At 68.2% G+C, this 19191-nt stretch carries 18 protein-coding genes; 7 read left to right on the top strand and 11 right to left on the bottom strand.

The genetic code is table 11. From position 1 onward, the window contains the following. A partial coding sequence (locus GC106_RS43765; protein WP_173142114.1) for a flavodoxin-dependent (E)-4-hydroxy-3-methylbut-2-enyl-diphosphate synthase occupies positions 1 to 308 on the bottom strand: 308 nt, incomplete at its 3' end. Between the two features lie 85 nt (positions 309 to 393). Then, a complete protein-coding gene (locus GC106_RS43770; protein WP_173142115.1) occupies positions 394 to 1320 on the bottom strand; it encodes a class I SAM-dependent methyltransferase in 927 nt (308 codons plus the stop codon). A gap of 960 nt (positions 1321 to 2280) precedes the next feature. On the opposite strand from GC106_RS43770, the gene GC106_RS43775 reads away from it, so the two are divergent. Continuing rightward, positions 2281 to 3888, top strand: a complete 1608-nt coding sequence (locus tag GC106_RS43775; RefSeq protein ID WP_173142116.1) for a helix-turn-helix domain-containing protein — start codon at positions 2281 to 2283, stop codon at positions 3886 to 3888. Positions 3889 to 3937: 49 nt separating this feature from the next. On the opposite strand, the gene GC106_RS43780 is transcribed toward GC106_RS43775, so the two are convergent. After that, positions 3938 to 4099 carry a hypothetical protein gene (locus GC106_RS43780; protein ID WP_173142117.1) on the bottom strand — a complete coding sequence of 54 codons (162 nt, stop codon included), beginning with the start codon at positions 4097 to 4099 and terminating at the stop codon, positions 3938 to 3940. Positions 4100 to 4272: 173 nt separating this feature from the next. Here GC106_RS43780 and GC106_RS49605 point away from each other — a divergent pair, with 173 nt between their 5' ends. From GC106_RS49605 to GC106_RS43800, 4 genes are read left to right on the top strand one after another with little or no spacing between them, the layout of a single operon-like run. Then, positions 4273 to 5952: a prenyltransferase/squalene oxidase repeat-containing protein gene (locus GC106_RS49605; RefSeq protein ID WP_173142118.1), complete on the top strand. Its 1680-nt coding sequence runs from the start codon at positions 4273 to 4275 to the stop codon at positions 5950 to 5952. Then, the gene (locus GC106_RS43790; RefSeq protein WP_173142119.1) at positions 5913 to 7262 is read left to right on the top strand and encodes a cytochrome P450; all 1350 of its coding nucleotides are present in this window, start codon (positions 5913 to 5915) and stop codon (positions 7260 to 7262) included. Before GC106_RS49605 ends, GC106_RS43790 begins: the two co-directional genes overlap by 40 nt. Positions 7263 to 7285: 23 nt before the next feature. Then, the gene (locus GC106_RS43795; RefSeq protein ID WP_173142120.1) at positions 7286 to 8302 is read left to right on the top strand and encodes a polyprenyl synthetase family protein; all 1017 of its coding nucleotides are present in this window, start codon (positions 7286 to 7288) and stop codon (positions 8300 to 8302) included. Between the two features lie 29 nt (positions 8303 to 8331). After that, positions 8332 to 9600 carry a cytochrome P450 gene (locus GC106_RS43800; protein WP_173142121.1) on the top strand — a complete coding sequence of 423 codons (1269 nt, stop codon included), beginning with the start codon at positions 8332 to 8334 and terminating at the stop codon, positions 9598 to 9600. On the opposite strand, the gene GC106_RS43805 is transcribed toward GC106_RS43800, so the two are convergent. From GC106_RS43805 to GC106_RS43845, 8 genes are read right to left on the bottom strand one after another with little or no spacing between them, the layout of a single operon-like run. Next, complete coding sequence (locus tag GC106_RS43805; protein WP_173142122.1) at positions 9597 to 10751, bottom strand: macrolide family glycosyltransferase; 1155 nt, start codon at positions 10749 to 10751, stop codon at positions 9597 to 9599. The two genes, GC106_RS43800 and GC106_RS43805, sit on opposite strands and share 4 nt — an antisense overlap. 53 nt (positions 10752 to 10804) lie before the next feature. After that, positions 10805 to 11524 carry a 2-hydroxychromene-2-carboxylate isomerase gene (locus tag GC106_RS43810; protein ID WP_173142123.1) on the bottom strand — a complete coding sequence of 240 codons (720 nt, stop codon included), beginning with the start codon at positions 11522 to 11524 and terminating at the stop codon, positions 10805 to 10807. Next, positions 11521 to 12267, bottom strand: coding sequence for a 3-oxoacyl-[acyl-carrier-protein] reductase (gene fabG / locus GC106_RS43815; RefSeq protein WP_173142124.1), 747 nt, complete (start codon positions 12265 to 12267; stop codon positions 11521 to 11523). Before fabG ends, GC106_RS43810 begins: the two co-directional genes overlap by 4 nt. A 9-nt stretch (positions 12268 to 12276) precedes the next feature. Beyond that, entirely contained in the window at positions 12277 to 13128 is an 852-nt protein-coding gene (locus GC106_RS43820) for a 3-hydroxyacyl-ACP dehydratase FabZ family protein (RefSeq protein ID WP_173142125.1), read from the bottom strand. Beyond that, positions 13125 to 14327: a phosphopantetheine-binding protein gene (locus tag GC106_RS43830; protein ID WP_217281708.1), complete on the bottom strand. Its 1203-nt coding sequence runs from the start codon at positions 14325 to 14327 to the stop codon at positions 13125 to 13127. Before GC106_RS43830 ends, GC106_RS43820 begins: the two co-directional genes overlap by 4 nt. Further along, positions 14324 to 15295 (bottom strand): beta-ketoacyl synthase N-terminal-like domain-containing protein, encoded by a 972-nt coding sequence (locus GC106_RS43835; RefSeq protein WP_173142126.1) that lies wholly within the window; start codon positions 15293 to 15295, stop codon positions 14324 to 14326. The genes GC106_RS43830 and GC106_RS43835 overlap by 4 nt, the downstream gene beginning before the upstream one ends. A gap of 1 nt (position 15296) precedes the next feature. Beyond that, the gene (locus tag GC106_RS43840) at positions 15297 to 16445 is read right to left on the bottom strand and encodes a beta-ketoacyl synthase N-terminal-like domain-containing protein (RefSeq protein WP_246368186.1); all 1149 of its coding nucleotides are present in this window, start codon (positions 16443 to 16445) and stop codon (positions 15297 to 15299) included. Next, positions 16442 to 16711 (bottom strand): acyl carrier protein, encoded by a 270-nt coding sequence (locus tag GC106_RS43845; protein ID WP_173142127.1) that lies wholly within the window; start codon positions 16709 to 16711, stop codon positions 16442 to 16444. The genes GC106_RS43840 and GC106_RS43845 overlap by 4 nt, the downstream gene beginning before the upstream one ends. 184 nt (positions 16712 to 16895) lie before the next feature. Here GC106_RS43845 and GC106_RS43850 point away from each other — a divergent pair, with 184 nt between their 5' ends. Further along, positions 16896 to 18104: a beta-ketoacyl-[acyl-carrier-protein] synthase family protein gene (locus GC106_RS43850; RefSeq protein WP_173142128.1), complete on the top strand. Its 1209-nt coding sequence runs from the start codon at positions 16896 to 16898 to the stop codon at positions 18102 to 18104. Between the two features lie 10 nt (positions 18105 to 18114). Then, positions 18115 to 19185, top strand: a complete 1071-nt coding sequence (locus GC106_RS43855; protein WP_173142129.1) for a beta-ketoacyl synthase N-terminal-like domain-containing protein — start codon at positions 18115 to 18117, stop codon at positions 19183 to 19185. The last annotated feature ends 6 nt before the right edge of the window (positions 19186 to 19191 follow it).

Here is a 19191-nt window from a genome sequence, read left to right on the forward strand (position 1 = left end):
GGCTGAAAATGAATATCCGCGATCACCGGGATCTGCGACTTCCGCGCGATCGCCGGCAACGCCTCCGCGTCATCCTGCGACGGACACGCCACCCGCACAATGTCACACCCCGACGCGGTCAACTCCGCGATCTGCTGCAACGTCGCATTCACATCCGCGGTCACCGTGGTGGTCATCGACTGGACCGACACCGGGAACTCGCTACCCACACCCACCGACCCGACCATCAACTGACGGGTCTTACGGCGCTCCGACAGCACCGGCGGCGGCAGCGACGGCAACCCCAGGTGCACGGTGTTCGCACTCATCACGATCGCCTCCCGCTCACCGGGCGGCGGGCAACTGCGTGCGAACCCCTTCGAACCCCACTGTGGCCCGTACCGCGGCCTTCCATCAGCGCTCGGGTTTTCTGGCGACCACGAGGACGTAGTCGGCCTGTGCCATCGGCTGGCCGGCCACCCGCTGACCGACCTCGTCAAGCAGGTACTTGCGGTACGTCGGATAGATCATCCTGCTGATGCGGGCCTTGAACGCCGGGTCGTCGATCCGGCTCACCATGTAACGCCGCCACGGCTCCCAGACGTCGTCCCGGATCGACCGGATCGTCACATCGGTGAAGCCGAGCGCGGTCAGCCTCCGGCTGTACTCGTCCGCGGCGTACCAGTTCTCCTTCGACGTGCCGTTGAAGAAGCTGTCCTTCTCCCACTTCTGCTTGGCGGCCGTCGGTGTCTGGTTCTCCTGCGCCGTGAGCGGAATGATGTCGGTCACCGCGAAGATACCGTTGGGGCGCAGGACCCGGTGGGCGTGTTCGAGGAACTTCTGCCGTGGGGCGAACTGGACCAGCGCCTCGATGGAGACCACCTTGTCGAAGGTCTCCGCTCCGAACGTCAGCTCCGTCGCCGATCCCTGCAGGAACCTCACCCGGTCGGCCACACCTTTGGCCTGTGCCAGACGGCGCGCCTCGCGGACGTGCAGCGGTGTGATGTTCACACCGACGATCTCGGACACGCCGGTCGTCTCCAGCCAGCGGACGTCCTGTTCGCCATAGCCGAAACCGGCGTCGAGGACCCGGTCGCCGGGTTTCAGTTCGGCGGCCCGCCCGACCAAGTCGACCATCGCCTCGCACGCGTCGTCGACGATCTCACAGCCGTCCACCCAGTACCCGAAGTTCAGGTACCGGGTCCGCTCGGTGAGCAGCAGGAGGTCCCAGACCTCACAAATCCGTTGGGCGCGCTTCGTCCCCGTCGAGAGCTCGGCCTGCAACAGCTTGCCGAGCAGCCGGAATTCCTTCCGCAATGGGTATTTCGTTGTCGTCAGCATGTCGTCACACCCCGGTTGGTCCGCCGATTGGCAGTCGCGAGATCGAGCACAACCGGCTCGGTGCCCTGTTGCGCATGTGGTTGATGATTTCCTGTGGCTCGTCAGCGCCGCGCTCATCGCCGTGACGGCCGCCCGAGTGTCACAACCGGGCGCGACATCCCACGTCCGCTGCGGCGTGGTATGTCCACCGCGCTGTCGGCGCGACGGCCACGACGGTTCGCGACCGAAGCTAGCAGGAAGTTGATCTGTTCGACTGCGGGCACGCAAACCACGGGGGGACCCGGCAGTCCGGCGCCGGTTCGTCGAGGTCAGGAGACTGCCCGGCTACAACATGCTGTTCGAACAGCCGGATGGCGCACTCGAACGCCTGCGTCGAACCGACGAGTACGTCGCAGTCCCCCCGACCGTACGCAGACTGCCGAGCTCGCCCGGTCGACACGATCTCCTGTGGTCGTGTTCGCTCGCAGCGCAAGGTGTGGCCGGGCGCATTCAGTCGTGCCTGAATAGCTTGACGGACGTGCCGGACATCGACAAGTTGAACCTCGGGAAAGGAACGCCGGGGGATGAAGAGTTTTCAGTCGCGTAGCAAATGCCATTTGCCGCCGTCAGCATTTCCACGCAGGACGCACAAGGCCGCCGACCTGCGACAACCGCGCGGACGACCACGTCCAGAGCCGCGCAACCGGCGGTTAGGCGAAGTAGTTGCACGGGGTGCACAACCTTGTTACGGTCTGGGATCGGTCGTCCCGAATGGGACATGGAACCTGGGGGCCACGATGGACAATTTCTCGTTTTCGCCACGATGGCACAGGATGTGCAGCTGACAGTGACGGCGAATCAAGCCGCCCGGAGCTGAGCTCTCGGCTTGACGAGCTCGGCATGCCCGGACGCGGGCGCCAAGGCGCACCACGTCCGTCAGTCAATGCTGGCCAATTCACATCCTTTGCCGGAGTTCTTGACATGGATCCTCTTTTAGGCGGCGCCGAGAATCGGCGGAACGGTGACTTCGCTCGTCTCATCCGCACCCTCCGGGTACGAGCCGGCCTCACCCAGGAGGAACTGGCCGATCGCGCCGGCCTGGGCGTGCGGACCATCTGCGACCTCGAGCGCGGCAAAACCGCCAGACCGCAACGCAATTCGGTCACGCTGCTCGGGAAAGCCCTCGGCTTGGACGGCGACGACCTCGGCGAGTTCCACCGGCTGGCCCGCCGGCCGACGGCCGTCCGGGTGCCCGCCGAGACCGATGCCCTGATCAGCGGGATGCCGGGCACGACGAGGCCGCGGCTGGTTTCACCCGCGCTGACCGGACGGTCACACGTGATCGATCAGGTGTCCGCAGCCCTCAGGGACGTGCCCACCGCCACAGCCGCTCCCAGACTCGTCGTGCTGACCGGCGGCCCCGGGTCTGGCAAGACGACCATCGCGACTCACGTCGCAGCCCATGTCCGGGACCGTTTCCCGGACGGACAGTACTATTTGGACGCTGCGGACGTCGATCCGGCGCTACTGGTCGACCGGCTGTCGCGCATACTCGGCGTCGAAACGGTGGACGCATCGGCCGCTCTGGAGGATCGAGCGCTGCGACTACGCGCCGCCCTCCGCCACCGGCAGGCACTTTTCGTCATTGACAACGTTGTCAACGAGGCGCAGATTCGTCCGTTACTCGCGGCTGACGGTGCCTATGTGATCATCGCCGTCTCCTGGCGACGACTCAGCGCCATTGCGGACGTTCAGACGATCCGGGTACCGCCGCTGGATCACCGGTCCGCGATCGAACTGTTCGTCGCGGCGAGCCGCCACACGGTGAAGGCCGAGGACGACGAAGCCATCTCGCTCGTGGTGAAGCACTGCGATCACTTGCCTTTGGCGGTGTGGATCGCCGGCACGAAGGCAGCTGATCGGCCGTACACATCGTTGCGCCGTCAGGCCGAACGACTGCGGCAACCGGCGAACCGCCTGGATCGGCTGATCGTCGGTGACCGCAGTGTGCGGGCCTCTTTCGACAGCTACTACCGCGAACTCGATGCCGCACACCAGCGGGCGTTACGGCTGATGGCCGTCGTCGACGCACCGACCTTCCCCGCGTGGGCCGCCGCCGCTGTCCTGGACCTGTCACTCGACGAGGCCGAAGAGCTGCTGGACGGGCTCGTGGAGGTGAACCTGGTGCAGGTGTGCGGCATGGACGAATCCGGTACCGTCCGCTACCACCTGCCGACGCTGCTGCGTGCCTACGCGCACGAGGCCTCCCGGCGGACTGATTCGTCGAAATCGCGGCGCAGTGCCTTCCGCCGCGCCGTGACCGCCTGGTACGTGCTGTCCGAATTGGCCGGACGTGCGCTGTCGGGAATGCACGTGCCTCGCACTCTGCCCGACCGGCCAGGCGTCAGCTGGGCGGTGACCGAACTGGTGCGGCGGGACCCCGCCGCCTGGCTGCGGGCCGAAGGTGCGGCATTGTCCGCTGTGCTCCTGCAGGCGCACACCGAGCGGATCACCATCCCCCGTGATTACCTGCTGCCACCGGGAGATCACGACGCATGCGGCAACGGCCGTCATCGGACGACCATCTGATCGTCCTGCTGTACTGACCTGTTGCCGAGCCGGCCCCGTCTGCCTTCCGTCACTCGTCGCGTGCGGGCAACCCGCCCGCGGCAAGATTGCCGACTTTGCCGTCCGGCGCAGCCGACCGGGCCGGATAAGACGAGGTCAGCATGAACGTTCCGACAGCACCTACGGCCGCGCGCAGCGTGCGGCCGCCGTCCAGTCCGCCTCCCGGCCTCATCCGTAATGTCTGACGCGATGGTCACCTGATACCGCTGTGTCACAGCGGAATACGGCGATTGTCCGGCGCGGCGGAAGCGCGGAGCAGGCATCCGAATCACCCTACGACGGTGACACCATGGAGTGATCTACGTGAACAAGCCGGTTATTGGTTCACCAGCAACCGACCTCGGCGTGGCTGACGCCGCGAAGAAAGCGATCGCGTACCTGTACTCGCGTCAACGCGCGGACGGCGCGTGGACAGACCGTCTGTCCTCGTCCACGGTTTCGACCGCGCTGGGGTTGTTGTCGCTCGCTCGCGCCGACGACAAGGCGCACCGGGACCGGATCGAGCGCGGGCTTGAGTGGCTCAAGCGCAACCAGCGCGCGGACGGCGGCTGGAGCATGGCTGATGACGACCCGCCCAGCAGCCCGGGCATGACCTCGTTCGCGATCGCGGCGCTCTACGGCCTCGACCGGGACGGCTCCGCCGAGCTGATCGAGCGCGGGAAGCAGTTCATCGAGGGCAATGGCGGCTACACGGTGATCCCGGGGATGCGGGACAAGGGACCGAAGACCTGGCCGGCCGCCGCACCGATCGCGTGGTCCCTGGTGGGGCTCAAGGACGTCAGTGAGCAGCCGCCACAGGCGGTCGAGGCCATCCTGCTGCCGTCGTGGTTGCGCAACAAGGTGTCCATCGCACTGCCGGCGATCCTCGCGCTGGGCATCATGCAGGCACGAGCGCGTACCTCCAGCTTTCCACGACGGCTGCTGCAGCGGCTGGCAGAGCCGAAAGCGCTGGCGTGGCTGCGATCCGCCCTCGGCCCCAACGGAGGTGTCGAGGAGTGCGCGATGTTGTCCGCGCTGATCTTCCTCGGCCTGCACTCCGCCGGTGTGGGTGAGGACATCCAACAGGCGTCACTGAAGTACTTGCTGGACAACCAGCGCGAGGACGGTTCGTGGCCGATCGACCGGGATCTGGAGATCGCCGTCACCTGCTACACCGTGCTGGCGCTGGCCGAGTTCGGCGACACTGCCGACGAGCCGAGACTACGGCCGACACGCGACTTCCTGTTGTCCACGCAGTGGACCACACCGTTCACGCCACTCAACATTCCAGCGGGCGGGTGGTCGTGGAACGTGCCATCGGGCTGGCCGGAGTCCGAGGACACCGCGGTCGTGCTCAGCACGTTGAAGCTCCTCGGTCTGACCGAGAGCCACCCGGCAGTCGCCGACGGGCTGCGGTGGCTGCGGTCCCGGCAGAACCGGGACGGGTCATGGTCGGAATGGGTCCGCAATTCCTCACTGTTGAACGACAAACCGTGCGTCGGCGTGACGGCGCACGTGATCATGGCGCTGGAGCAGCACGGCGGCCCACACGGTCCGCGCACGCCGATCGGCAAGGCACTGCGGTACTTCGAGCGCGTCCAGCAGCCCGACGGCGCCAGCCCTTCGCTGTGGTTCCGCGACTCGGTGCACGGAACCGCGAAACTCCTCGAGACCTATGCGGAACTCGGCGCCGTGTCCGATCCGGCCGCAGTTCGGGCGCGTGAGTGGCTACTGGCCAACCAGCGGCCGGATGGCGCGTGGCCGCTCACCGTCGAGGTGGGAGTGGAGGGTGGCACCGTCGAGGAGACGGCATGGGCGCTCTACTCACTGCTTCGAGCAGGGGTTCCGGCGTCGGACGACGCCATCGTTCGCGCGGTGAAGTGGTTGGTCGGCAAGCAGAACACGGACGGGACTTGGACACCGAGCCCCGTCGGGCTCTACTTCGAGGATCTCTGCTACAGCGATGACCTGATCGCCCACTCCTACGCGCTCAGGGCACTGGGGCGATGGTTGACCTGCGCGGGGCATCCGGGAACACCGGCATGATGGTGGCCACCGGACTGCCGCCTGGCCCGGCGTTGCCCGCCATGGCCCAGACCATCTTGTCGGTCACCAACCCGTTGTCGTTCGCAGACCGGTGCAGAGCCAAGTACGGCGACGTGTTCACCATGCGTGTCTTCCCGGTCGGGCAGGTCGTGTGTGTCTCGGACATCGGCATCATCCGGGACATCGTCACGTCGGACGGCAGTGTGTTCCGGGCCGGCGAGGCCAACAGCGTCATCGAGTTCGTCGTCGGCCGCAACTCGTTGCTCATGCTGGACGGTGGCGAACACATCCGGCGCCGCCGGGTGCTGCTGCCGCCTTTCCGCGGCGCCAGCGTGCGCGGGCACCAGCGAAGCGTCGGCCAGATCGCCGCCGACTGCGCCCGGTGGTGGCCGGTCGGCCGGCCGATCCGGCTGCTGCCGAGGATGCAGGAGATCACCCTCGAAATCATGATGCGGTCGGTCTTCGGCATCACCGACCTCGCCAGGCTGGCCGGCTTGCGCACGCTGGTCCCCCAACTGCTGCACATGAATCCGGCGATCATGTTGTTCCCGCCGTTGCGCCGCGACCTCGGCCCGCGCAGCCCTGGCGGCCGGTACGCCAGGGTCAAACGGGCTGTCGACGGAATCATCCACCAGGAGATCGATCGCAGACGACGCGATACGGCGGGGACAACCGGAGAAGACGTGCTGTCCGGTCTGATGGACGTACGCGACGAGCACGGCGCGCCATTGAGCGACGAGGAACTGCGTGACCACCTGGTGACACTGCTGGCAGTGGGTCACGAGACCACAGCGACCTCGATGTCATGGATCTTCGAGCGGCTGGTGCGGCACCCCCGGGTGCTCGCACGGCTACGAACGGAGATCGCCGAGTCCACAACGGACGAACCAGAATACGTCGACGCGGTGATCAACGAGACACTCCGGCTGCGCCCGGTGGTCAGCGATATCGCCAGGGTGGCGACCACGGACACCAGAGTCGGCGGCTACCACGTCCCCCGCGGCACGATGATCGCGTTGTCCATCTCCGCGATCCACCGGTCACCGGACCAGTTCTCGGCACCGGAAGCGTTCCGGCCGGAGCGATTCCTCGACGGCGAGACGGCACACGAGGTGTTCCTGCCGTTCGGCGGTGGCCCGCATCGTTGTCTCGGCGCGAGTTTCGCGATGATGGTGATGCGTCGCGTCGTTCCCCGCATCGTCGCCGAGCTCGACATCCGTGCCGCCCGTCCCGAGCCGGAGAGCGCACGTCTCACCGGCCCGGTCCTCACGCCTTCCCGCGGCGCGGAAGTGGTCGTGAGCCGAAGGTGATCCCCTCCGAAAGAAGGACGCGAATGCACAGTGTGGAAGCGCACGGCGCGGCGACAGCGGAACCGGACGGCGCCTCGTATCGGGAGACGATCAGCGCCGGGCTGGCCGAACGGTGGCCCGAGAACGGTGAACTGCTCGGCAGCATCTGCCACTACGCGCTGGTGCCCGCCGGGAAGCTGTTCCGGTCGACCCTGCTGATCGAATCCGCGCTCGCGGTCGGCGGCGACCCCCGGGTCGTGTACCCGGCGGCGTTGGGCGCGGAGTCCGGGCACGTGGCCAGTTTGATCCACGACGACATCATCGACGGCGACAACGTCCGCCGTGGCCGCCCATCAGTGCAGCACAAGTACGGTGTGGACAACGCGATTGTCGCGGGCGACGCGCTGATCTTCGACCTGTTCGCCGGTCTCGCCGAGTGCCAGCGCACCGGCGCCACGGACAGCCGGGTGGTGTGGGCGCTGCGTGTGGTGGCGGAGTGCGGCATCGACCTGTGCCGGGGCCAGAGCATGGAGGCGGAGATCCGTGACCGGCAGGACTTCGAACTCGACTCCTACCTGACCATGGCCCGGCTCAAGACGGCCGCGCTGTTCCGTGCCGCGTGTGGCTGCGGGGCGATCCTGGCGGGCGGCGATCCATCCTCGGTGGACTCACTGAACACCTACGCCGTCGACTTCGGCACCGCCTTCCAGATCCACGACGACGTGCTGGCGTACACCGCGAGCGCGGTGAGCACCGGTAAGCCGGACACCAGCGACGTGCGCAACGGCAGGATCACGTTCCCGGTCGCGCTGGCGTACCAGTCGGCCATGGGCAGGCAGCGGCGCGCGATCCGGTCGATGCTGTCCGAAGGAGGCGATGAGGCCGAGCGCAAGGCGGTCATGACGGAGATCTTCGCCGAGACCGGGGCACTCGAGCAGGCCGCGACGTCCGCCCGCGAGTACGCCGACTCCGCGATCAAGGCGCTGCACGAACTGCCGCACACCCCGAGCCGCGACCGGCTGACGGAATTCGCCGAGCTGGCCATCAGCCGCGACCACTGACCAGATCACCGGGCTGACAGGAGCAGCGGATGCCGTTGTTGAAGGACCTCGGACTCACCACACGGATACACGCGCAGCGTGCGGTCATCTGGGCACTGGCCCGCACCGGTGATCTCTACAGCCAGGTGCTGGCCGGACAACACCTGGCCGACCCGTACCCGGTCTACGAGCGGATCCGGCAAGCCGGTCCGCTGTACCGCAGCAGGCTGGGGTTCCACCTCATCACCTCCCATGCGCTGTGCAACCAGGTCGTGCGTGATCCCCGGTTCGGCATGCGCACCAGCAAGGGCACCTCGCTGGGATTCGAGAAGTCGCAGTACGAGGCCGGCGGGCCACTGCTGAACTCGTTCTCCGAGACCGATCCGCCCGACCACACCCGGCTGCGCCAGGTCGTCGCACCCGCGTTCCGGCCGAAGAAGGTCAGGGAGTACCGGGTCGGTGTGGAGAAGCTCGCCCACGAGTTGCTCGACAAGGTCGCCGGCCGAGACGAGTTCGACCTGATCGCCGATTTCGCCGCACCGCTGCCGATCGCGGTGATCGCCGACCTGCTGGGACTGTCCGGCGAGGACGTCGACACCGAACGCTTCGCCAGCTTCGGCGCCTTGTTCGGGCAGCTGCTCGACGGGGTGCGCAGCAGCGAACAAGCCGATCAGATCAAGGCGGCGACACGCGAGTTGAGCGAACTCTTTGAGCGGCTCATGCGGGAACGCCGCGATTCCGACGGCACCGACCTGATCAGCGTGCTGTCGCGAGCGCAGGCACACGGCACGGTCACTGTCCCCGAGCTGATCTCGGCGTGCCAGGTGCTGCTGCTCGCCGGGTTCGAGACCGCGGTCAACCTGATCGGCAACGGGGTGCTGGCCCTGTTCCAGCACCCGAACCAGCGGGCGATCGTGCGGGACGACCTCGCGCTGATGCCGCGGGTGGTGGAGGAGGCGCTGCGGTTCGACCCGCCGGTCCAGTCGAACATGCGCATCAGCCACGACGACCTCGAGCTGGCCGGCGTGCGGTTCAAACCGGACACGCCGGTGCTCATGCTGCTGGGTGCGGCCAACCGTGATCCGGAGGTCTACGCGTCGCCGCACCGCTTCGACGTCACCCGGACAGGTGAACCGGAACACCTGGCGTTCTCCGGGGGGATGCACTATTGCATCGGTGCGTCGCTCGCCCGGATGGAAGGCGAAGTGGCGCTACGGGTGCTGCTGGAACGGATGCCGGATCTGCGGCCCGCCGGGCCCGCCCAGCGGCGCCGGAGCGCCGCCATGCGGGGACTGTGGCGTTTTCCCGTGCGCCCCTAGGCTTTCAGCCATGCTTCGACTTGCCGCGCGGCGCGGTCCGGGCCGCCGGCCGCACGCAGGGCACGGTGCATGCGGCCCAGCCGGGCGTGGATCCCCGGATCGGCGCACACCGACTGCACAGCGCGGGCGAGTTCGTCCGCCGTGCAGCTGGTGCCCAGCTTGACCCCGAGGCCGAGTTCGACGATCCGGTCGGCGTTGGCGGCCTGTTCGGGCCGCTGGGGGATGACAACCATCGGCACTCGTTGGTCGAGTGCCTCCATCACGCTGTTCATCCCGCCGTGCATGACGAACGCCCTGGCACCCGCCAACGCGGCCCGCTGCGACGGGACCCGGGTATGGACCTCGACGTCGCGCGGGATCTCCCCGAGTTCGCCTCGATCGACCCCGTCTCCGGTGATGATCACCACCGAGGACGGCAGGATGGCCGCGGCGGACAAGCACCTCCGGAAGAATTCCGTGCCGCGGGTATGTGTGGTGCCCATCGACACGATCACCGGTGCCCGCGTGTCGCGTACCTCGAAGGTGTCGGGCTCGTCGAGGAAACACGGGCCGACGAACACATGACGGTCGTCGAACGTCTCACCGCTGTACTGGAACTCGCGCGGGATGAAGACGATGTTGCGCTCGACGCCTTCGAACATCCCGCGTACCACGTCAGGGATGCCCAATCCGGTGACGAACGACATCAGGTCGTCGTGGAACGTTTGCAGTGCGGCCGGGTCACCTGCCGCGGTGCCGTAGCGGCTCTCCAGCGAGAACACCTCGTTCGACGCGAAGATCGGCGATGTCTGCACCTCGGTGATCCCGTGCTCGGCCGCGAACATCAGGCCGCCCCACGCCAACACGTCGAACAGCACGCAGTCCGGCAACCGGTCCGCCAGGTGTCCCCGCAGCGCGGCGTGCACCGCCTTGGCCTCGCCGAGCAGGCACGGCATCATGATCGACAAGTCGTCGTGGTGCTCGAGCGCCATCTCCGCCAGTGGTGACCGGTACTCGACGGGATCCGCCCCCGCCCGGCGGACCTGGTCGGTGAACCGCTCCGGGGCGGGGAACGTCACCTCATGGCCACGGCGCACCAGCTGCGCGGCCAGACTGAGGGAAGGGTTGAGGTGCCCCGAGTACGGTGCGGACACCACCGCGATGTGCGCCATTGTCTTCACTCCTAGTGGTTGCGACCGGAGGTTCGTTGGGGGTGTTCGGCGGATCACCCGCAGCCGCCCGCGTGGCCGTCGTCCACCGAACCGTCCTTGCGCAGCCCGAGACGCTCAGCTCCGGCGGGAACGGGCGCGACGGAACTCTCGCGGCGGCGTTTGACCGCCTCGGTGAACGCCACCAGCCGGTCGACGCCCCAGAACTTCTGGTGCCGTAGCGTGAAGAAGGGCACCCCGAACACACCGTCCCGCTGGATCTCGAGCAGGGCTTGCACGCCTTGTGCCCGCATCAACGGATCGTCGGCCGCACCGGCGAGTTCCGAGCCGTCGATGCCCAGTTCGTCACCCCACGACGCCACCACCGCGGGGTCGCAGACGTTGCGGCCCTCATGCCAGCGCGCGCGTGCCGCCGCGGTGATGAAGTCCTGGCCGCGACCGTGCCGGGCGGCGACCAGGTAGGCCAGGTGCGGGACCTCCCAGATCGGGTTGCGGTCGACCGGCCACCGGAAGCTCAGTCCGCGCTCGGCCGCGAGCCGCTTGACGTCCTGCAGGACGTACAGGCTCTTTGCCTTGGACATCGGTGTATAGGGGAACCTGCCTCCCGCCGCGGCGAGCAGCGCGGAACTGTGGCTGTCCGGCTCGAAGAACGGTCGCCAGTCCAGCTGCTCCGCCAGATCCCAGTGGTCGCGCAGCAGGTCGTGCCACGCCAGCCAGGAATACGGGCTGCGCAACGAGAAGTAGAACCGGGGCCGGACACTGCGCACCCCGTTCACAGCACGATCCCGCCGTCCACCTGGAACACCTGGCCGGTGACGTACGCCGCCTGGCCGGAGACCAGGAACGACACCATGGACGCGACCTCGTCCGGTGTGCCGAACCTGGCGAGCGGGATACGTCCGAGCATGTCGTCGGTGACGGCCTGCGACAGCCCGGCGGTCATGTCGGTCTCGATGAAACCGGGGGCGACCGCGTTGGCCCGGATCCCGTACCGCCCGACCTCCTTGGCCAGTGACCTGGTCAGCGCGATGACGCCGGCCTTCGATGCCGCGTAGTTCGTCTGCGCGGCGTTCCCGGTTATCCCGGCGACCGAGGAGATGGTGACCAGCACGCCCGTCCGGCGCTTCATCATCGGGAACACGACCGAGCGCAGCAGATGGCGCACGCCGTCCAGGTTGGCACGGAGCACGGCATCCCAGTCCTCATCGGACATGAGCACCATCGGGTTGTCCCGCGTGATCCCCGCCGACGTGACCGCGGCGTCGATATCGCCGAGTTCGTCCTCCACGCGTTCGACGAACCCCTTCACCTGGCCGCTGTCGGTCACGTCCACCCGGCAGGCCAGACACTCACGGCCGAGTGCGCGAACCTCCTTCTGCACGGCACTCGCCGATTCCCCCTCGGCGCGGTAGCAGAACGCGACGTCGTAACCGTCGGCAGCCAGGCGCGTCACCACCGCGCGGCCGATTCCCCGTGATCCGCCGGTGACGACAGCGACCTTCCTCGATGTCCGCGGCATCGTCTCCTCCTAGCCGCAGTCACTGATCTCGCGGAGCGCGAGGACGAACGACTCGATCTCCAGAACCGGGGTGCCGTCCACCGAAGTGCGCCCGGTGACGATCGCGGTGTCGTCGAGGGCACGCACCATGGACACCTCGTGCACGAGCACATCGCCGGGTACGACACGGCCACCGAACGTGACGCCGTTGAGCGCACCCGCGAGTTCGACCTTCCCGGCTAGTACATCGGGATTCGGTTGTTCCCACACGGCGAGCAGAGCAGCCGCCTGTGCACATGACTCCACCACGAGCGCGGGCGGATATTCGGCCGTGCCGACGCCGTCCAGGACGCCGTCACGGTGGAAGCACGGTTCCGAAGCCGAGACGACCTTGCGCGCCACCAGCGACTGCCCTGGTCGCACGTCGTCCACCCGATCGAGCAACAAGCTGGACCGGCGGTGCGGGATGGTGAGCATGATGCGGTCGAGCAGGTGCCCGGCAGGCGAGACCACGGGCCTCTTGCCGAATCTCATGCGGAACTCCGCCACCCGGCCGGCGTCCGTGCGCGCCGTCGCCCTGACCGACGACCCGTCGCCGTCGGGGATCACCTCGACATCGGTGGTCACCCGCTCCCCCGGGCGGACGGGACGCAGGAACCGGGCGCGGTCCATCGCGACGAGTTCGCCCGGCGGCATCCGCTCCCATTGCCGGGCCGTGCGAGCGGCCGCTTCGAGAAGCATCACCCCCGGCAGCACCGGAAACCCGGGATAGTGCCCGGCGAACACCTCGTCGTCCGGGTCCACCGTGAACGCCGAGGACACGCCTTGGGCCGACCGCGACAGCACTTCCACCTCGGCCGGCAGTGCCACGGCCGCTGTCATGAAGAACCGCCGATCTTGCGCGCGAGCAGGTCATGGGTGGCCCGTACGGTGGTGATCAGCATTCGCTCACCCTCGGAGATCCTGACCTCGTAGCGCTTCTCCAACCGGGCCGTGATCTCCATCGCCATCAGCGAGTCGGCGTCCAGGTCGGCGAAGAAGTCCACGTCGTCGCCGACGGCGGAGGCGCCGACGTCGAGCACGTCCGCGATGAGCAGGCGCAGCTCCTCCTTGTCGAGCACGGTCGGATCACTCATCGGTTCCGCCTTTCCCGACAGTGCGGCGACCATGGTCGTGTCGAAGGAGGCCAGCCGCCAGTCACGGCGGTTCTCGATGATCGCGTAGCCGTGGGTGATCCGGCCGGTCGACGTGCGCACGAGTACGCCATCGCGAACCACGTAGGTGTCCATCCGCGCCGTGTAGGTGAGGTTCTTGAAGATCTCCTCGACGGTGAGGACCGTGTACAGCTCCTCCTCCATCCGTGCCTCGTCGAGCACCGTGACCTGCGACCTCGGCACGACCGGGATCAGGTTCCGCTCGTCGAGCAGCCGTTTGATCGAGATACCGCGGTCGGCCAGGAAGAGGTCGACGACCTCCTCCATCAGCCGGAGATAGCCGGACATCTGCAGGTACTCGGTGAAGTGGCAGTAGAAGTACGGGATCCGCCACCGCCATACGAAGGCGTTGCGCCCGGCGACGAGCGACTCGGCCACCGCCGCGGCGTCGACGACCACGTCGGCGGCTTGGGCACCCGACGTCGCGGTCAAGCGGTCGACGGTGAAGCGAGCGAGGTCGGCGGGTGCGGCCACACCGCCGGTACGCAGTTTGACCTCCACTTCGGCCGTCGTGGCCTTGACCATCGTGTCGCGGAGCACGCGCAGCACGACCGCGAAACGAAGCTCGTCCCCACCGGCGCCCCGGGCAGGCCGTACCTCGGCGTGCACCACGTCGTCGATGTGGAAGGCGTGCAGGATTCTCGTGTCGATGTGCACTACGTCGGTGCACAGACCGTAGTCCTCGTACAGTTTCCCGGCCGGCAGCCCCGCGTTCCGCAGGTGGCTGTAGACCGCCTCCTCAATGAGGTAGTTGACGTGTTTGAAGCCGATCCACGTGCAGATGTTGGCGCCCTCGTAGCGTGGTCGCAGCTCCACCGTGCTCGGTTCGGCCATTGCGGGCACAGTGGCCGGGGTCAGCGTCGTCAAGTCAGCTCCCTTGATCGCGGTCCAGCAGGGAAAGAAGCCGGGGCGGTGACCACCATGGCGGCCGTGGCCCCATCGTCGCCGCACACCGCCAGCGCGTCACCGGCCCGTCGCCCGCCACCCAGCCAGGCCGTCGCGGCAGCCACTTGCAGGACGCCCAGCGCACCGGCGGCGTCTCCCAGGACGGCAGGCAGATCGTGCACCTCGGAGTCCACAGTGGTCTCCTGGGAGGAGAGCCGTAGCCCGATGCGGCCGGTCCCGGCACACGCTTCGGCGATCGCGTCGGCCGCATCGGCGCGCTTGGCGTATCGGCCGATTCCCGCGTGGATCCTGGTTCCACTCGCGGCAGCCGACCTCGCCCCCGCCAACAGGATCGCCGCCGCGCCGTCGAACAACGCCACCGAACCGTCGTCACCGACCACGTGCCGGACCTCCGGCAGGTCCGGCTCGACGCCGACGACGAGGACCCGCGACACCCTGCCCGCCGCGATCAGCAAACACGCCCGCCGCACCGCGTCCAGGCCGGACGTCCGGCCATTGCAGACAGTCACGTTGGCGCCACGCAAGCCGTGGGTGATGGCCAGCCACGAGGCGATGACGTTGCTCGACGTGGCCGGCAGCATCATCGGACTGGTCCCGAGATAGGTTTCCTCGTCGATCGTGCGGACGGTCTGGCAGACGGTGTCGAGGTTGCCGTAGTTGGAGCTCGTCACCACTCCGAACGAATCGTCCGGAGTGGACGGCGTGACGACGTCGAGCACACCGGCGTCGGCGAGTGCGGCGCGCGCGGCGACCATACCGAGCCGGGTCGCACGGTCCTTGTAGCGCAATCCCCGGCCAGTCAGGGTGTCGGCCGGGTCCGGTGCGGCGGTGTCCACGGGGCCGCGATCGAGCAAGTCGGCCGGGGTGGCCCGGCCGCGTACGGCGATTCCCGCCCCGGTGACGACCACCTGCGCGGATGCACGGGTCATCTCACGCCACCTTCTCGACGATCGCGACCGCGTTCAGGCCACCGAACCCGAATGAGTTGACCTGTGCGACCACCGGATCGGCGTGCACGGCGACTCGGCGGGCCAGCCGGAAGCCGGCGACCGCGGGCACCGGGTCATCCAGCCCGACGATCGGCGGCACGATGCCGGTGCGCATCGACTCGACCGCGGCGATCAGACTGTGCAACCCGGATGCGCCGGCTGTGTGCCCGGTCATCGACTTGATCGCCGTCATCAGCGGGGACCGGCTCGTGGGCAGATCGAAGACCTCGGCCGTCGCCGCCGCCTCGGCCTCGTCGTTGAGCGGGGTTCCGGTGCCGTGCAACATGACCAGGTCGATGTCGGCCGGTCGAACGCCGGCCAGCCGGTGAGCCTGTCGCGTGGCGTCGGCGATGGTACGCGCGTTCGGCGCGGACGGGTGGTGGGCGTCGCAGTTCGCGGCGGCGCCGAGGATCCAGGCATGCAGCCGGCCGGACGGGCCTGGACCGTCCTGCTCACGCCGCACCACGACGGCCGCGGCACCTTCGCCCTGCAGCATGCCGCGGCGGTTGCGGTCGAACGGACGCACCGTGTCCGGCTCCTTCGGGTAGCACCGGTCCAGCAGCCCGTGGGTGCTCTCGGTGATCGAGTCCACTCCGGCCACCACGACGGTGTCCGCTTCGTTCAGGGCGAGCAGGTCCGTACCGAGCGCGAGGGCGTACAGCGAGGCTGAACACGCGTTGGCGACCGTCTCGGTGTGCACCGCCGCGAACCGGCTGCGCAGCATCCGGCCGAAGTTCAGGTCGCGCACGTCGAACGCTGTCCCATCCCGGTACATCAGCTCGACCGAACGCAGTTCGCGCAGTGTGGTGCCGACCACGACCGGGATCTCGCTGAGGTCCTCCCCCAGCCCGGCGTCGGCCAGCGCGGCCGCGATGGCTTGCTCCAGCCACGCGGTCGCCCGCAGCGGCACGTCCTTGCCGGCGGCCGGCCGGTCGTCGATCTCGTACAACCGGCGGGCGCGGAACTTGGACCGGTCGAAGCCGCGCAGCTCGGCCAGCCCGCTGTGGCCGCTGACGAGCGAGTCGAAGATCTCGGCGACGTTCCCGCCGATGCTGGCGACCGCGCCCATCCCCGCCAGTGCGAAGCTCAACGACCCGCTGCCTGTTCCACGACCTTGTAGACCCCCGCCAGGTTGACCATGGTGGCCAGCTCCGCCTGGTCGATGGTGATCTTCTCGGTGCGTTCCAGTGCGGCGAGGATCTCGATGGCCCGCAACGAATCGGCATCGTGGTCCTCTTTGAACAGCGACGTCTCGGTGACCGCGTCCTCGTCGATCTCCAGGATGTCGCACACGATGGCCTTGATCTGCTGCCGGCGTTCACCGGTCAGGCCGGCCGAGGTGTCCGGAGACGTCATGTCGTGCTCCAATCTGCGCTGTACTCCAGGAGAAGACGGATCACGTGCCCGGCACCTGTCCGTCCCGGCCGAGCCTAGGACCGGCCGCTGCACACGAGCTGTACGGCGGTTTCCGGGCACTGCACCCGGACTACCGGTCGTCCGCGCGGTCGAACACCGTTCCGGGTGCGGCACAATCCGGCTGATGAACGCGCCACGACGAGTCGTGATCTCCGGCCTGGGTGTGCTTTCCAGCATCGGCTTGGGAGCCGATGCGTACGCGACCGGTCTGCGCACCGGGCGCAACGGCGCCAAGCCGATAACCTCCTTCGACACCACCGGTTTCGGGCACGGCACCGGAACCGAGATCACCGACTTCACCGCCGCCGAGTGGTTGCGCCGGGCCGACCCGGCCACCTTGGGCAGGGCTGCCCAGCTGTCGGCCGCGGCCGCGCGCCTCGCGGTCGAGGACGCCGGGCTGCCGGACAGCGCTCTGCGGCGACGGACACTTGTCAGTGTCGGAACCACCGACGGCGAATCGCAGGACTTGGACACCCTTGCCGCGCAACAGGTGCGTCGCGGGCCTGAACACATGGACCGGCGACTGGCCGGACGGGTGTCGGCGGGCCGCCTCGCGGCGGGAATCGTGCACGAACTCGGTCTCGCCGACACGGAGGCCATGACGATCGGCACCGCGTGCGCCGCGGGCAACTACGCCATCGGCAGTGGTGTGGACGCGATCCGCGCAGGCGATGTGGATCTCGCGCTGTGTGGTGGCGTCGATGCGATGTGCCGCAAGACGTTCACCGGTTTCTACCGGTTGGGCGCGGTCGCGCCGGACACCTGCCGCCCGTTCGACCGCGACCGCGAAGGCATTCTGCCCGGTGAGGGAGCCGCCATCCTCGTGCTGGAGAGTCTGTCGGCGGCTCGTGCCCGCAACGCGCGCGTCTACGCGGAGGTGCTGGGCTACGGTCTCAACTGCGACGCACTCAGCCCGGTCGCGCCGGACAAGGCGACGCTCGCGGAGTGCATGCGGCTCGCGCAAACCGACGCCGGTGTCAGACCGGAGGACGTCGACTTCGTCTCGGCACACGGAACGGGCACGCGCGCCAACGACCTCACCGAGGCCAACGCCATCCGCGAGGTGTTCGACCGCCCACCCCCGGTGGTGTCGATCAAAAGCATGCTGGGGCACACCATGGGCGCCGCCAGCGCTCTCTCGGTCGCGGCAGGGGCGCTGGCGATCACGAAGGGCTTCATCCCGCCGACGATCAACCACCGCCACACCGACCCGGAGTGCGATGTGGACTGCGTGCCGAATGTCGCCCGCACCGCCAGTGTGGATGTCGTGCAGAACAACGCGCTCGCCTTCGGTGGCAACAACTGCGTGGTGATCCTCGGCCGATGCGAGTGAGGAAGACGACATGGTGAACGGGTTCGCGTACGACCGGTCCGGGGATCTGGTCATCTCGGCGTGGGCGGCACTGTCCCCCTTCGGAGTGGGGGCGGATGCCTTCGCCGACGGCCTGCGCTTCGGAAGCGTCGCCCTGACGGAGATCGAGGACGAGCAGGTGCCGGCCGACGTGCGGACGGCCGGCGTGATCCCGGACTTCAGCCCGCGGACATCGCTGGGCCGCAGGGGAACGAGGTCGATGGACCGGGTGACGGCCATCGCCGTCAAGACGGTCGGCATGGTGGTCGAGCAGTGCGGCCCCGGGCTCATGGCGGCACCGGACCGGGTCGGTCTCACGCTGGGAACCGGTTCCGGCAGTGTGCAGAGCGTCATCGACTTCAGCAGGGACTCGCTCACCGGTGACCGGCCGTACGACGTGGACCCGGCGCGGTTCCCCAACACCGTGATGAACAAGGCGGCGGCGGAAAGCGCGATATGGCACCATGTCCGCGGCCCGAACACCACGATCGCCGGGGAGAACGCGACGGGCTTGCTGTCGTTGAGCTACGCGGCCAGACTGTTCCGCAGCGGCCGCTGCGACCGCGTGCTCGTCGGGTCCGTGGAGGAATACACGCCCCAACGCGCCTGGTTGTCCTGGCACGCCGGGTTCCGTGCGCCGCTGGGTGAGGGCGCGGCCGTGTTCGTTCTCGAGCATCGGGATGACGCAGCCGACTCCGGCCGCACCGCTCAGGCGACTCTGGTGTGCACGCGGTTCCATGCTTTCCACGAACCCGCCGGATGCGGACCCGCCGTCACCCAGTGCGTCCAGAACGCGTTGCGGCAAGCCGAAGCACGACCTGAGGACGTCGCCATCGTGGCGCCGTCCGGCAACGACGACGAACTGGCGGCGTTGCAGGACATCCTGCATGACCCGCAGTGGCTGCATTGCCGGCCGTTGCTCGGCGACACCTCGGCGGCCTCAGCGAGCTTCCAACTCGCCGCCGCACTCGTGGCCGGACGGACGGCGGCGAAGGGCACGCTGGCCCTGATCACGAGCGTCGATCCGAGCGGCACCGCCGGCTGCGCACTGCTGCGGCTGTGAGCCCGG

Source organism: Kibdelosporangium persicum (assembly GCF_013280595.1).
In the GTDB taxonomy this organism is placed as follows: Bacteria; Actinomycetota; Actinomycetes; order Mycobacteriales; family Pseudonocardiaceae; genus Kibdelosporangium; species Kibdelosporangium persicum.

Coding starts and splice junctions, on each gene's coding strand:
- GC106_RS43770 (WP_173142115.1), bottom strand. CDS start 1,320: ATGCTGACGACAACGAAATACCCATTGCGGAAGGAATTCCGGCTGCTC.
- GC106_RS43775 (WP_173142116.1), top strand. CDS start 2,281: ATGGATCCTCTTTTAGGCGGCGCCGAGAATCGGCGGAACGGTGACTTC.
- GC106_RS43780 (WP_173142117.1), bottom strand. CDS start 4,099: ATGAGGCCGGGAGGCGGACTGGACGGCGGCCGCACGCTGCGCGCGGCC.
- GC106_RS43790 (WP_173142119.1), top strand. CDS start 5,913: ATGGTTGACCTGCGCGGGGCATCCGGGAACACCGGCATGATGGTGGCC.
- GC106_RS43795 (WP_173142120.1), top strand. CDS start 7,286: ATGCACAGTGTGGAAGCGCACGGCGCGGCGACAGCGGAACCGGACGGC.
- GC106_RS43800 (WP_173142121.1), top strand. CDS start 8,332: ATGCCGTTGTTGAAGGACCTCGGACTCACCACACGGATACACGCGCAG.
- GC106_RS43805 (WP_173142122.1), bottom strand. CDS start 10,751: ATGGCGCACATCGCGGTGGTGTCCGCACCGTACTCGGGGCACCTCAAC.
- fabG (WP_173142124.1), bottom strand. CDS start 12,267: ATGCCGCGGACATCGAGGAAGGTCGCTGTCGTCACCGGCGGATCACGG.
- GC106_RS43820 (WP_173142125.1), bottom strand. CDS start 13,128: ATGACAGCGGCCGTGGCACTGCCGGCCGAGGTGGAAGTGCTGTCGCGG.
- GC106_RS43835 (WP_173142126.1), bottom strand. CDS start 15,295: ATGACCCGTGCATCCGCGCAGGTGGTCGTCACCGGGGCGGGAATCGCC.
- GC106_RS43845 (WP_173142127.1), bottom strand. CDS start 16,711: ATGACGTCTCCGGACACCTCGGCCGGCCTGACCGGTGAACGCCGGCAG.
- GC106_RS43850 (WP_173142128.1), top strand. CDS start 16,896: ATGAACGCGCCACGACGAGTCGTGATCTCCGGCCTGGGTGTGCTTTCC.
- GC106_RS43855 (WP_173142129.1), top strand. CDS start 18,115: ATGGTGAACGGGTTCGCGTACGACCGGTCCGGGGATCTGGTCATCTCG.